Source organism: Facklamia lactis (assembly GCF_015863205.1).
Classification (GTDB): domain Bacteria; phylum Bacillota; class Bacilli; order Lactobacillales; family Aerococcaceae; genus Facklamia; species Facklamia lactis.
On the sequence record NZ_JACBXQ010000001.1, the window covers coordinates 410,170 to 424,028 of the forward strand.

Below are 13,859 nucleotides of genomic sequence, written 5' to 3' on the forward strand. Positions count from 1 at the left end.
TTCAAAAAAAGACCCTCTTAAAAGGGTCTTGAATAGCGGATATATTCTTATTGCCAATAATCTAGCACTTGATCATCCATTCCAATTGATTGAGCTTTAAAGATCGGATTATTTCCTGCTTTTCTTTGTTGGAGATAATCTTTCAAAGCAGCTAAGGCTTGGTGTCCTAATAAGAGAATGGATGGCAGGTTAATCAAGGCCATTAAGCCCATTAATAAATCAGCCAGATCCCACAAGAATGTTTGTTCTTGAATCGCTCCAAAGAAAATCAACCCCACACACAAGGCGCGGTAGAACAATTGAAACATTTTCCCAGGTGTTTTACCAAATATATAAGCAATATTTGAATCAACATAATACAGATTCCCCACTAAAGTGGTATAACCAAATAAAACCAATGATAAAGATATAAAATAAAAACCAAAAGGTCCAAAGACAGTCGACAAGGCTTCCTGAATATAAGGAGCCCCCGATAACGCTTCGCTTGGCTGAACTCCAGAGCTAAGCCCCATAAAAGCAGTGGCCGAACAAATAATGATGGTATCTAAAAATACTGAGAACATTTGAACAAGTCCTTGCTTAACAGGGTGAGAAACATCTGCGGCGGCGGCAGCATTCGGCGCCGATCCAATCCCTGCTTCGTTCGAATACAGTCCCCTCTTAATCCCGTGCATCATACTCGATCCCGCTAATCCACCAAAAATGGCTTTAAAATTAAAAGCATCACTGAAGATATTTTCAAAAACTTGGGGCATTTGACGGAAATTAATCACTATCATGATAACAGCAGCGAGAACATAAATCACACCCATCACAGGTACGACTTTCTCTGTCGTTTTGATAATGCGTTTGCCTCCACCAAAGATCACCATACCGGTCAACAAGGCTAGGCATCCACCAATCAACATTGGCGTTAATTCGGCATCATAAAAGTCATAACTGGAGAATGAACTCTGAATATTATAAGAAGCCAGCATATTGAAGCCAACCGCATAACAAGTAATAATTGATAAAGCAAAAATTATAGCGACGAAACGATTCTTTAAACCATTTTCAATGTAATAAGCGGGTCCTCCATAAGAGTCCCCCTCCTCATCTCGCTTCTTGTAAATTTGAGCAAGAGTCGATTCAATAAAGGCAGAAGCTCCACCGATAATGGCAACAATCCACATCCAAAAGACTGCTCCATAACCTCCCAAACAGATAGCCGCTGAAACCCCCACAATATTCCCCGTTCCTACACGGGAAGCAGTCGAGACCATCAAAGCTTGGAAAGAAGACACCCCATCTGCCCGATCAGGTGACTCTGTCAGCACTTTAAAGGTTTCCTTTAACAGCGTTACTTGAATAAATTTAGTCCGAATAGTGAAATAAAGTCCAACAGATAATAATAAAATAATTAAAATGGGATAGTATAACCAACCATTCAATTGGCTTACCACTTGGTGAATACCTTCCATCATTTCTTCCATAATAATCCCTCCTAGATTTCACTATTATAATAGGAAAGATATTAAATGTCTATTAGAAATGAAAAAAATATTTACTTTTTTCAAGCAAAAACATCTCGTAAGCGCTCACTTATGAGATGTTTCTAATAATTATTAATTTTGTTGGAAGAGACCGGTTGCATTATTAACATCTAGGGTGAAAATAATTCCTTTACCAGGACGATCAATATTCATTGCTTCATTAATTTGTTGGACAATTTCATGAACTTTTTGAGATTCAACAATCATGATCACGATTTCTTTCTCTGGTTCAATCTGAATATTAAAAATTTTTGATGCTTTCTCACTTCCCAGTCCTCGTCCATGTAGAATGGTCGCACCACCTGCTCCTTCTTCCCGAGCAGCCTTGACGACTTCGTCTCCAGAATCACGGTCCACAATGGTGGCAATTAATTGGTATTCGCTCATATCAGGATCCTCCTTATCAAATGGATGATTTAATAGATGACTGCCATACACACTACTTGTAGCAAATGAGAACAACACGCCTTTTCCTTTTTTGGCTAGCTGACATTCTTCCGCCAAAACCTGATGAATTCTTGCTTCATGGTCCTGATTGACTAACATGATCAACATTTCTCTTTTACTATCGTGCAGGCCTAATAGATTCGTTAAAGGACTGGAAATGGTTCCTTCTGCTCGAAGAATGGTTCCTCCCGTCGCTCCTGCCTCCCGTGCCTTTTCCAGAAAGAAGGAAGCTGTCCCTTTCTTGACAATTGCTATGAATAATACTGTTTTCATGAAATGACCTCCTCCTAACCGACGCGTTTGACTTTAAGTTTAAAGATCAGACCCAGCAATTGTATCATTACCACCGGAGCCATGGCAACCGTCGCAATAATTCCAAATCCATCGGTCACGACATTTGCCTGCGGGAAAAAGTCTGCTGCGCCTTGAGCGAAAGCCAGAATAAAGGTGGCGGTCATCGGGCCTGAAGCTACCCCTCCCGCATCAAAAGCAATCCCTGTAAAGAGATCGTCTACCAAGAATGATAAAAGATTTGCGACAATAAATCCAGGCAAGAGATAGTGCCAAATCTGAATAGAAGGATTCATGATCCTTAGAATGGATCCCCCTACTGCCAAACCGACCCCTATCGACAAAGCGCCTAAGAGAAGCTTACTATTAATATAGCCACCGGTTACTTCTTCCACTTGATCTCCAAGAACATGGACCGCTGGCTCTGCTAACACCACGACCATCCCAATCATAAAGCCTAACAAAGGCAACCAAGTCGAATAATTTTCAGCTAGGTGTGTTCCTAAGAAACGGCCCATATCCAGAAATCCTTGATTTACTCCGATCAGAAACAAAACTAAGCCCAACATTGTGTAGATAACCCCTTTTACAATATCCATTAAGCCTGACTTTTTAATTTTCAACCGCCAAGCATTCATAATGAAAAAGAAAATCACCAAAGGAGCTAAGGCTAAAGCCGATTCCACTAGTGTATGACCAATCGCCTGAATAAAGGGCTGAATGATGCCTTCTGTATAAAGATACTCTGCTTCAGATCCCTGAAAATCGCTTCCCATCAAAATGGACAATAACATCACGGCTAAAATCGGGCCAACACTCATAGCTCCTACTAAACCAAATGAGTCTTCCTCCGCCATCCGTCCCCCTTTTTGGGCAGAAACAGCTGCACCTAGTGAAAGGATAAATGGTGTCGTGAGGGCACCGGTTGTTGCCCCTGAAGCATCAAAAGCAATCGCAATAAAATCATTTGAAGCGAATAAGCCTAAACACAGGGCAATTCCATAAAAAATTAGAAAGAAATATTTAATGGGGAAAGAAGCTAGAATCCTTACTACACCCCATGCAATCATAATCCCGACACCAATCGATACTAAGAACACAATTAAATAGGTCGAAATAGTGCCTCCAAAGGCATCCGACACTTGCTGTCCCAATATCAAGAGATCAGGCTCTGCGACTGTCACACTAAAACCAAGAATAAAACTTAATAATGCAACGACCTTTCTCGTCGTTGATTCCGCCACCAAAACTCCCATATGTTCCCCTATCGGAGCCATTCCGACATCGACTCCAAAAAGAAAAATGGTGAGACCTAGAATCAAAAGAATGGCCCCTATCACAAAACGTAACATCATATCTTGAGAAACATCCACAAAAAAGAATGACAAAATAAGAACGATCACCACTATGGGTAGAACCGAGGCCAAAACCTCTTTCAATTTATCTGTTAATAGTTCCATCGCTACCTCCTTTGAATATTTAAATAACTGATCAAAAATTAGCAACTCCACTACAAAATTGTTGACAAAATTTTTTCAATTTTTTAATAAAAATATTTAATTTTGGTGTCATCCAAAGAAAGACCCCCAATATGTCCCTTCAAATGCTCGAACAAACTAGAAAAACTTCATCAACAATAGAGTGAGGTCAACCTTATCAACATATGATAAAAAAGGAAGAAATTAACCTTGACGATAAGTTAATAAGCTCTTTAGTCCCTCTTTCTTTACATATCATTTCTATTATATTAATATTGTACCATAGTTTAACCGTTTCCGAGAACAAATTGCTCAAATTATATTTTCTAGTCAAAATAGTACTAATTTTCAACAGTCATCAAATTTATAGGAGGTCCTTAATGAATCAATCCATTAGTCTAATTTTCCAAGATTTAGAAGAACTGACTTTTAAAACACCCATCATCAAAGATTTTTCTTATGATATTATGGAAAATAAAATCCATACCTATCATTTAAGTCTCGATTATACGAAAATCACTGATCCAGCTTATGTCACAGCCCATGCCTTCCTTAAAGATAACCTAACGGAAGCAGGTCTTCAGGAATATCTCCTCGCCAAGCATCCCAGTGTCATCAGCCTGAAGATTAAAAATCAAACTGGCCAAGTTCAATCATTCCCACTTGAATGGCAACTTCTCCCCAACCCCTCCCTGCAAGACTGTCAATGCGAACCTATGAATGCTTTAGCCTATTCATCTTTAGAGGGATCTCTCCTTACAATCGGGAATCATCCTAAACAAAATTCCTATTATATGGAAAAAACATTTACTTAAACTGCAAGTCTCACTTGCAGTTTTTTTGAGCTTGATTTCCAACTGTCTTATATATATAATACAAATGTGTACTAGGGTATTAATACAAAAAAAGAGGTGAAGCCATGAAATTTGTAAACAATATTCCCATTTATACGCAAATTGTTGAAATCGTTAAACAAAAAATCGTTATTGGTGAATATCCTCCCGGATTCCAACTGCCCTCACGCCGTCAGTTAGCGGACGAATGGAAAGTAAACCCCAACACCGTCCAAAAAGCTTTTAAAGAAATGGAGGAATTAGGCATGATCAACACGTTGCCACAACGCCCAAGCACTATTACTGAGGATAGACAATTAATAAATGAACTCAAATCAGAGAGTATCGATCTTGCGATCCATTCTCTGGTAACAACTCTTGTGCCAATGGATATAGATATTCAGAAAGTCTTGGATGAAATACAAGCACGCTATCACGAAGCAAAGGAGGAACGCCATCATGATTGATATCCAAGGACTCAACAAATCTTTTAAAAATAAGAAGGTGCTCACAGACATCAACTGTCAAATTCAGCCAGGAGAAATCACAGGCTTAATTGGCCATAATGGAGCTGGTAAATCAACACTCATAAACTGTCTTGCTGGTTTAATTCCCTATCAAGGAGAAATTACTGTTAATCAAGTACCTATCGAAAAATCCAAAGGAAGGATTGTTCACGTCAACGACTCACTCAACCTACCTTTTTCCATGACCATCAAAGAATGTAAAGATTTTATGCAGCATTTCTATCCTAATTGGAACCAGAAACGGGCAATAGAAATTCAGAAATTCTTTGAATTAGATAACCAAACAAAAATCAAAGAGCTTTCCAAAGGGAATCAAGCTAAATTAAATTTAATGTTAGGTCTATCAATTGATGCAGATTATCTCATCTTAGATGAACCTTTCGCTGCCATTGATGTTTTTAGTCGAGAAAAAACACTCGAATTATTTGGCCATTTTATTCAAGAGCAATGTGGAGTCCTAGTGTCAACTCACGAATTATATGATGTAGAAGTTTTTATTGATCGTGCCCTCATGATGGAAAATGGAAAAATTATACGCTCAGAATATCTTGAAGATCTAAGAGCATCTACAGGACAATCATTAGTTGAATGGGTAAGAGAGGAGATACATTCATGCAAAATATAATCAAATTATGCTATTTCAATATTAAAAGATTACAGGCACTTTGGGTCTTTTCTTTGATTATTTATTTGATCATAGGCTTTTCAGTCATTCTTTTAAATTGGAACACTGACAACAATAGCATCCTAACTCTATTAAATTCCTTATTATCTCTTGGAATCTTCATCGGCATCACCACCATGATTCTCTTGACTATCAAAATCTGGTATCAAGAGTGGTTTGGCCAAGCAAAGATGATTAATCGATGGCTCTCTGCCCCCATCCGTAAAAGCGATCTCTATTGGGCAAAATTATTAACCTTACTATATTATTATTTATTAACAATTTCTGTCGTTTACTTTTCTATTTACCTAGTTCATCTAGCGTTTAAAGGGCTTGTCTCTACTTCATCAGAGGCTCAGATGCCTCTATACTTAATTTTTAACTTTCATCAGTTATTTTCAAGTTTTATCAATGAAAGTCCCATAAATAGTCTCATCTATTTATTAGCCTGGTTTTCACTCGTCCCGATCGCTTTTTTAGCTATTTTATTAGAGAGAATCTATGCTTGGTATTACACCCTTCCATTAGTGTTTACCTTATTTTTCATCCTTTTCGCCTTCACCCAGCTTATAAGCAGGTGCCTTATTCCAAATACCTATCATTATGATCTCGTTCTTCCAATTTCGATAATAGGAATGGGATGTCTCACTCAATTTATCAGTATAAAATTCATGATTAAAAAACTACACATTTAAGGAGGATTTCTATGCGCTATCAAAAACAAATGCTCATTCGATTCATCATCCTTTGTGGATTTCTCTTACTTATGGGAATCTCTTATTATGGATGGAACCCACCTATTCAAGCAGAAGTCGAGGATATCCATGGCCAAATGCCGGAAGAATTTGATAAAAGTGGCAGCTTAAGCCTTTTAAACGCCGAGGCTGAATTTGTTGCCAATCGTCCTGCTATCCTCAAACAAAATAAAATACTAACAACTGATCATCAGTGGTCATTTGAACAATATTCATCATTACCTGACTTATCAGCATTCGATTCTGACATCCAACAATCGTTGCAAGATTCAGAAGATATTCTTCATCAAGATTCATTATATCTCTGGGCATACATCGTAAATCATCAATCTAAAGATCGCCAAGTTGAAGAAGTTGAAGTAAAATTTTTTGATCAGGCCAATGATCAACTATTTGAAAAAACACTTCCCCTTCCGAATAAACCAATCTCTTCTTCCCAAGAAACGAGCGATTGGATAATTGATCTAAAAATCGTCGATCAACAAATCTATTTAATGTTAAACTATTCTGAAACTGGTCTGAAAAATGAAGAAAGTGAACAAGAATTAAGCCATACCAGTATTTATAAATTAAATTATCTTGATCAACAAGCTGAATTTAAGCTACTATCTAACCAATCCAACCAATATTTTCCCCTTGATAATATGTATCATAACTTTTATTCGACGAATGAATCCCAAACAACAATTAAGTATAATAACATCCCTCATAATAGTTCGACTGATGCCCCTTTTACTTTATTAAAAAGGCAGGATCCAGACAAAAAAACGCTAGAATATCTTTACTTTGATCTCGAAGAAGAAAAATGGAAGATGGTCAATCTTCCCGAAGGAAATCAATTCTTTGCAGCCAGTAAGGAGAGTCTCTATTTTCTCAATACACAAAATCAAATCGTTCCTTATTCTTTAATAGAAGAACATATAGAACCTTCTTATGATTTTATCAACCTGAAATCAAAAGACCTGATTGATTCATCCTCTAGACCTAAACACAATGAGCCTCGTTACTTGATTCGTCATATTAGTTCAGACGGCTGTTTACAATTACTCATCAATCAAAATCAAAGACAATATCTGTTGGCATATAATCTTAAAACAGGCCAAAAAGACTATTTAGGAAAAATAAATTTTCATCCTAATTATGCTTCTTATCTTTTATACGAAGAAGATTTCTAATAAAAAAACTTGTTCAAGCGAGTAAGCTGTTAACTTCTCAACAGATTTTTCTAAAATGATTCAACTAAAAAACCTCCTGCACGGAGCAGGAGGTTTTTTTACTTGTTATTATGCTTCAGCTGCAATTGGGTAAACTGAAACTTGTTTTAGTTTTTTACCTTTACGTTCAAATTTAACAACACCATCAATTTTAGCGAATAATGTATCATCGCCACCACGTCCAACATTATTTCCTGGGTGGATTTTGGTTCCACGTTGGCGGTAAATAATTGTTCCACCATGTACTTCTTCGCCGTCTCCAACTTTAGCGCCTAAACGCTTAGCAATCGAGTCACGACCGTTTTGAGTAGAACCTCCACCTTTTTTAGTTGCGAATAGTTGTAAGTTTAACTTCAACATCTGCCTGCACCTCCTATAATTTAACTTGTTTTATCTGGATATATTCTGGATAAGCTTCTGCAGTGACTTCTAAAGCAAAGATTAGATGCTTCATTAATAGTTGAGCATCATGAGAAACTTGCTTTGATTCAATCTCAGGAAGTTCAATCTTTAGATAGCCACCTTGGCTTTCATTGACTTTCGTCTTAACGGGAATATGAAGCAGTTGATATAATGAGTTCTCAATCGAAATGACTTGGCTAGAAACTGCTGCACAGACAATATCTTGGCCATGTTCCGCATAATCTGCATGTCCCGTCACTTCAATTGCCTGAACGATGTCCTTGTCTGCTATCTCAACTTTAATACGAATCATTGTCTATGCTTTAATAGAATCGATGACTAATTTAGTATATGGTTGACGGTGTCCCTGTTTGCGATGAGAATCTTTACGACGTAGATATTTGAAAGTAACCACTTTCTTCTCACGTCCTTGCTTCTCAACAGTTGCTTCAACTGAAGCTCCTGATACGAATGGTGATCCAACTTTAGTTTCACCTTCGCCACCTACTAGAACTACTTCATCAAAAGTGACTTTGTCACCTTCAGCAACATCTAACTTCTCAACGAAGATCGATTGTCCTTCTTCAACTTTAACTTGTTTGCCGCCAGTCTTGATAATTGCGTACATTCAAGCACCTCCTATATAATAGATTTTCGGTAACCAGTAATTACCTACACTTAGACTCGCCAACTTAAGTGGTTTAATCAACACTTCTATACTTAAGAATGAGCGGTTGCAGTTGTGGTGCTACACAAATACAACATTGGTATTCTATCAAAGATTATTCCTAAGGTCAATCTTTATTTCTATTTCCAAACAAAAAAGAGCCTGCTTAGCAAGCTCTTAAAAGTTTACCAAATGATGACCCGGTCTTCTGGAGCCAACCACATTCCATCCTCTTCCTGAATTCCAAACGCCTCATGGAAATCATCCATGTTTTTCACTTGCATATTGGCTCTTAAGAGAGCAGGTGAATGAACATCGATTTGAAGTAATAGCTCTTCATATTCTGGTCGTGCCTTCATACACCAAATTCGTGCCCAATTATAGAAGAATTCTTTAAGATCTATTTCTTCTTCCTTCTTCAGTGCTTCTAAAGCAGCAGTCAAACCACCTCCATCAGCAATATTTTCAGATACAGTCAGTGTTCCATTCACTTGACCCCCAGCATGTGGAAGACCATCCCATTGGTCAATCATGGCTTGCGATTTTTCTGAAAAAGCGGCCTCATCTGCTTCTGTCCACCAGTTATTTAAATTTCCTTTTTCATCAATTTTAGCTCCATTATTATCAAAAGCGTGGGAAATTTCATGTGCAATGACCGCTCCAATTCCGCCATAGTTAGCAGAACGTGATTGCTTAATGCTATAAAAAGGTGGCTGTAAAATAGCAGCTGGGAAACAAATCACATTCGCTTGTGGATCAAAGTAAGCGTTGACCATATCGGCTGGCATTTCCCACTTTGTTCGATCTACCTTGTGCCCCACTGTTTCCATATCGGCTTTAATATGATAGAGCACCAATTGTTGACTATTCTGGAAATAAGACAAATTAGAATCGACTTTTAATTGCTGGTAAAATTCAGGGTAATGATCTGGGTACCCCACCATTATTTCAATAACATTAAGTTTAGTGATGGCCTTATCGATCGTTTCACGATTGAGCCACGTATTCGCATCTAAACGTTCTTTATACACTTGAATCATATTACTGACCATCTCATGAACATCCGCTTTGGCGACTGGCCCAAAGTATTTTTCTCCATAATAAATACCAAAAGGCTGATTGAACATCATGCGCGCTTGATTATAGGCTCTTTTTTCTGGACTATCCGTTTCGGGATTACCAGTTAATGCCAATTGAAATTGACTCCCAATTTGTCGAACATCTTCAGTAAAGTAAGCGGAGATCCCATTAGCGACATTCACTAAGATCCATGATCGTAGTTTGTCCACTGTCTCCCCAATTAATGAATCAAAATGCTGATATAGGTCCACTTGAACCAAAATAATTTTTTCTGGAATATGGCCCACAACCTTCTCAACGACTGCTAATAAGTCAATTTTTTGACTATAGGCTCTAAATTCTTCAGGTGTATGTGAATGATAATGTTTCGTGTAATCTGCTAATTCTTCTTTTGTCTTCTGATAAGCGGACCAAGCTTGATCCAGTTCCATCGCATTTTGAAGATGCCTCTTAGCTTGGTCTAAATCATAACCATACGCTTGCAATAATTCAATGGATTGTTTCTCATATAATTCCAACAATTTAGTTCCAGTCGGATGGTCTTCCTGATAATAAGGAACATCCGGTAAAATTAGCTCGGGAACATCGATATGTAAGGCATAATGTTCCGCATCTTTCATATCAGCGGTTACATACATGGGAATAGGAGATGAAAGGCTACGCAAAGTTATTGAAGCAAGCAGTTCTGCCATTTCGTCAAAGTTTTCAACTGCTAGGATCTGATCTAACAAGTCTTTGGCTTCATGAACCCCTGCTTTCTGCCTTTGCTCAAAATTTCGAGCAAGTTGGTAATATTTTATAAACTCTTGCAGACTGGGATCATCAACTTCTATTCTTCCTTCTGCCATTCCCTCAGCATCTGCCATTAATAATTCTTCTACTTCTTTTCCTAATTCAGAAAAGCCCCCAGCCGCTGATTTATCAGCAGGTATTTCAGCCGTCGCTAACCATTCTCCGTTTACCGCTTGATATAAATCATCTTTTACAAGCTCAAGTTTTACTGACATTCGATCATCTCCTTATTTTAATAAGCTTATTATACCACAAGTCTTGAATCCGCTTACTAAATAAAATAAAAAAATACTCCCGAAGGAGTATCACCATTAAAAAATAATATGATCGTCATAACCCAACCATTGCAAGAGGCCTCGTGTCGGTAAATACATAAAGAAAGACAAAGCCGTATTAAAGATTAATGTCGGTCCTAGACGAGTAATAATAAAATTTTGTAAGTCTACTTCGGCAATCCCTACTTTTAAATAGAAAAAGTAAGTCACAAATTCAACAATCGTCACCATCACAATAAATAGCATAAAATGAACAATCGCATTTCTTGGGAAATAGCGTCGAATGGAAAGAATTAACCAGGTAATTAGAAAATAAACGATCGCATAAAATCCTAATAAAGTAGTGTTGTAAGAATCATGTAATAAGCCAAAGATAAAGCTATAAAACGATATATAAGAGTTTCTCAAATAAAAAGCAAAGGTAACAATGAAATAGACGAGCAAATGAGACACAATCGTTTGTTCATTCCCAATAAATTGATTAGGAAACATTGCAGGTAAAGCAGAATCAATGACTAGGCCTATTAATAAGATTAGTGGGACAATCCCCTTTATATTTCGCTCTCGGCTATATAGCTTACCTGTTGAAATACTACTCACTCTCTCCACCCTCTCGTAAGATCACCGTAACAAAACGAATATCCGTCATTTCTCCAGCTGGCTTCACTCGAACTGTCTGGAAAAGACCATAAGCATCCATTTCGGTAGAAGTGACTTCCCCAATTAATAGGGTCGAAGGAATAACGCCACCCAAACCAGAAGTGATCACCATATTGCCTTTCTTTACTTTAGCATCAGGACTCACTTGAGTCATCACATATTCTTTAGTGGCTGGATCGTAGTCACTGATAATCCCGATCGCTGAGTTTCCTTCTTCTTCATCAATTTGAATACGAGCTGAAACCATACCATCCGCTGATTGAGTAGAGGTTAATAAGAGAACCTTCGATGAAGTCGGATTGACTTCAATCACTCGTCCAATTAAACCATTCCCCGCCATTACCGCCATGTTCTCTTCAACACCTTGTTTAGAACCAACATTAATCATCAATGTTTCAGTCCACTGATCAGGGTTACGGGAAATAACAGTACCATGTAAACTCGAAAAATTTGATAGGGTTTCAGATAATTTAAGTTCTTGACGTAACTTGCCATTCTCTGTTTCCAAATCAGCAATTCGAACCTGCATTTCATAAGTTTGGTCAATCTTAGACTTTAGAGCCTCATTCTCTTCAAATGTATTGACCAAGTCATCGACCGAATTAACAAAGCGCACCACAACATTGACTGGTTCTGATAGAGCCCGTCCCGTCCAAGAAACCGTTTCGTTGACTGCACTTTTGACAATATTATTTGTACGATTAAAAAGTGAATAGGAAATTAAACTTACTATTGCAATCGCACCCAAAAGGATACCAATTAATCTTTTATTATTAAACATATCGAGCCCTCTTTCTTACTATAGGCGAGATTTTTTCTCAATTATTCGTGATTGACGATCTAGTTCTTTAATCATTTTGCCCGCACCGATAGCGACACAATCCATAGGTAAGTCCGCTAAAACTACCGGCACTCCGATTTCTTTTTCAATTCTTTTAGGCATTCGCTTAAGCAGCGAGCCTCCTCCTGTCAATACAATACCTGTTTCCATAATATCTGCTGATAATTCTGGCGGAGTTTGCTCAAGCACTTGCTTAATGCCGACAATTATCTGACTAATGACTTCATCAATTGCTTCTAAGACTAATTTAGATGAGACCTTCGCATCACCTGGAACACCCAGGGCGACATTACGACCTTTAACAACTAAGTGATCTTCTAAGTCACCTTGCTCTGGCATAGCCGTTCCAATCACCATTTTTAAGGTTTCAGCGGTATAGTCTCCAATGACCAATTGGTGCTCTTGACGAACATGAGCCGCTATTCCTTCATTCATACTATTTCCACCTGCTATCAAAGTCAAAGAGTGCACAATTTCACCATAGGAAATAGTGGCAATGTCAGTGGTCCCTCCACCTATATCAACGACCATCTTTCCTCGTGGTTCTTCAATCGCTAATTCAGCACCAACTGCTGCTGCAAAAGGCTCTTCAATAATCATTGCCCGATTGATTCCTAAGGCTTTGATGGCATCAATGATTGCTTTTCGTTCTACTTTTGAAATCTTACTCGGTGCACAAATCACAACTTCTGGCTTCCCAAAAGAATGATTAACCGCTTGTTGAATAAAGTGTCCTAACATCTGCTTGGTCAAAGAAAAATTAGCAATTACACCATTTCGGATTGGATGAAGAGTTTCATACGTATCAGAAGTCCGCCCGACTAACTTTGAAGCTTCTTTACCATAGGCGACCACTTCGCCCGTTTCTTTGCGCAAAGCCACAATGGAGGGTTCTCGTAATGCGACTCCTTTATTGGCAATATAAATGATGGTATTGGCAGTTCCTAAATCAATTCCTAATGCCTGCTTTCCAAAAATTGCCATCTTTATTCCTCCTCACCTAAACAATAACTCCATAAATTATAGCAAAAATGCCTCATAAAAACTACCACTCTTATTTAACTTGCCTTCATAATTTAACAATAAACTTGCTTTAATACAACAAAAAAACCAACCAAAAATTTGGTTGGCTATTAAATATTTATTTAATCAATGATTAAGAGATTTTCTCAACGTTAGCAGCTTGAGGTCCACGTGCGCCGTCCTCTACATCAAAGCTAACTGCTTGACCTTCAGCTAAAGTCTTGAATCCATCACCTTGGATTGCTGAGAAATGTACAAATACATCTGAGTCTCCTTCGCGCTCGATAAAACCAAACCCTTTAGACTCATTAAACCATTTAACTGTTCCTTGTTCCATTTACAAATTTCCTCCTCGTGCCTTAGCACATACTAATTTAT

At 37.9% G+C, this 13,859-nt stretch carries 16 protein-coding genes and 1 other annotated feature; of the genes, 5 read left to right on the forward strand and 11 right to left on the reverse strand.

Annotated features, from left to right (window positions below):
- Window positions 1-47: 47 nt before the first annotated feature.
- From HZY91_RS01855 to HZY91_RS01865, 3 genes are all read right to left on the reverse strand, one after another.
- Window positions 48-1,472 carry an alanine/glycine:cation symporter family protein gene (locus HZY91_RS01855; protein ID WP_235991432.1) on the reverse strand — a complete coding sequence of 475 codons (1,425 nt, stop codon included), beginning with the start codon at window positions 1,470-1,472 and terminating at the stop codon, window positions 48-50.
- 132 nt (window positions 1,473-1,604) lie between these two features.
- Window positions 1,605-2,252 carry a P-II family nitrogen regulator gene (locus HZY91_RS01860; RefSeq protein WP_197114121.1) on the reverse strand — a complete coding sequence of 216 codons (648 nt, stop codon included), beginning with the start codon at window positions 2,250-2,252 and terminating at the stop codon, window positions 1,605-1,607.
- Between the two features lie 14 nt (window positions 2,253-2,266).
- Window positions 2,267-3,730, reverse strand: a complete 1,464-nt coding sequence (locus HZY91_RS01865) for a DUF1538 domain-containing protein (protein WP_197114123.1) — start codon at window positions 3,728-3,730, stop codon at window positions 2,267-2,269.
- Window positions 3,731-4,128: 398 nt separating this feature from the next.
- On the opposite strand from HZY91_RS01865, the gene HZY91_RS01870 reads away from it, so the two are divergent.
- The 5 genes from HZY91_RS01870 to HZY91_RS01890 all read left to right on the forward strand — a co-directional run bounded on the left by HZY91_RS01870 (window position 4,129) and on the right by HZY91_RS01890 (window position 7,702).
- Complete coding sequence (locus HZY91_RS01870) at window positions 4,129-4,563, forward strand: hypothetical protein (RefSeq protein WP_197114124.1); 435 nt, start codon at window positions 4,129-4,131, stop codon at window positions 4,561-4,563.
- 104 nt (window positions 4,564-4,667) lie between these two features.
- Window positions 4,668-5,048 (forward strand): GntR family transcriptional regulator, encoded by a 381-nt coding sequence (locus HZY91_RS01875; protein ID WP_197114126.1) that lies wholly within the window; start codon window positions 4,668-4,670, stop codon window positions 5,046-5,048.
- Window positions 5,041-5,733 carry an ABC transporter ATP-binding protein gene (locus HZY91_RS01880; protein WP_197114128.1) on the forward strand — a complete coding sequence of 231 codons (693 nt, stop codon included), beginning with the start codon at window positions 5,041-5,043 and terminating at the stop codon, window positions 5,731-5,733. Before HZY91_RS01875 ends, HZY91_RS01880 begins: the two co-directional genes overlap by 8 nt.
- The gene (locus HZY91_RS01885; RefSeq protein WP_197114129.1) at window positions 5,721-6,467 is read left to right on the forward strand and encodes a hypothetical protein; all 747 of its coding nucleotides are present in this window, start codon (window positions 5,721-5,723) and stop codon (window positions 6,465-6,467) included. Before HZY91_RS01880 ends, HZY91_RS01885 begins: the two co-directional genes overlap by 13 nt.
- 11 nt (window positions 6,468-6,478) lie before the next feature.
- The gene (locus HZY91_RS01890) at window positions 6,479-7,702 is read left to right on the forward strand and encodes a hypothetical protein (RefSeq protein ID WP_197114130.1); all 1,224 of its coding nucleotides are present in this window, start codon (window positions 6,479-6,481) and stop codon (window positions 7,700-7,702) included.
- A gap of 108 nt (window positions 7,703-7,810) precedes the next feature.
- Here HZY91_RS01890 and rpmA read toward each other — a convergent pair whose 3' ends face one another.
- The 8 genes from rpmA to HZY91_RS01930 form a co-directional block, all read right to left on the reverse strand.
- Window positions 7,811-8,101 carry a 50S ribosomal protein L27 gene (rpmA, locus tag HZY91_RS01895; protein WP_197114131.1) on the reverse strand — a complete coding sequence of 97 codons (291 nt, stop codon included), beginning with the start codon at window positions 8,099-8,101 and terminating at the stop codon, window positions 7,811-7,813.
- Window positions 8,102-8,114: 13 nt separating this feature from the next.
- On the reverse strand, window positions 8,115-8,456 hold the full coding sequence (locus HZY91_RS01900; protein WP_197114132.1) for a ribosomal-processing cysteine protease Prp: 342 nt from the start codon (window positions 8,454-8,456) through the stop codon (window positions 8,115-8,117).
- 3 nt (window positions 8,457-8,459) lie between these two features.
- Window positions 8,460-8,771 (reverse strand): 50S ribosomal protein L21, encoded by a 312-nt coding sequence (rplU, locus tag HZY91_RS01905; RefSeq protein WP_197114133.1) that lies wholly within the window; start codon window positions 8,769-8,771, stop codon window positions 8,460-8,462.
- A 42-nt stretch (window positions 8,772-8,813) separates the two neighbouring features.
- Window positions 8,814-8,889 (reverse strand) — a sequence feature (ribosomal protein L21 leader region).
- A 106-nt stretch (window positions 8,890-8,995) separates the two neighbouring features.
- Window positions 8,996-10,897 (reverse strand): M13 family metallopeptidase, encoded by a 1,902-nt coding sequence (locus tag HZY91_RS01910; protein WP_197114134.1) that lies wholly within the window; start codon window positions 10,895-10,897, stop codon window positions 8,996-8,998.
- A 96-nt stretch (window positions 10,898-10,993) separates the two neighbouring features.
- Entirely contained in the window at window positions 10,994-11,557 is a 564-nt protein-coding gene (gene mreD, locus HZY91_RS01915) for a rod shape-determining protein MreD (RefSeq protein ID WP_197114136.1), read from the reverse strand.
- Entirely contained in the window at window positions 11,550-12,398 is an 849-nt protein-coding gene (gene mreC, locus HZY91_RS01920; protein ID WP_197114138.1) for a rod shape-determining protein MreC, read from the reverse strand. The genes mreD and mreC overlap by 8 nt, the downstream gene beginning before the upstream one ends.
- Window positions 12,399-12,416: 18 nt before the next feature.
- Window positions 12,417-13,442, reverse strand: a complete 1,026-nt coding sequence (locus tag HZY91_RS01925) for a rod shape-determining protein (RefSeq protein WP_197114140.1) — start codon at window positions 13,440-13,442, stop codon at window positions 12,417-12,419.
- 172 nt (window positions 13,443-13,614) lie between these two features.
- Window positions 13,615-13,818, reverse strand: coding sequence for a cold-shock protein (locus HZY91_RS01930; RefSeq protein WP_197114142.1), 204 nt, complete (start codon window positions 13,816-13,818; stop codon window positions 13,615-13,617).
- Window positions 13,819-13,859 lie beyond the last annotated feature (41 nt).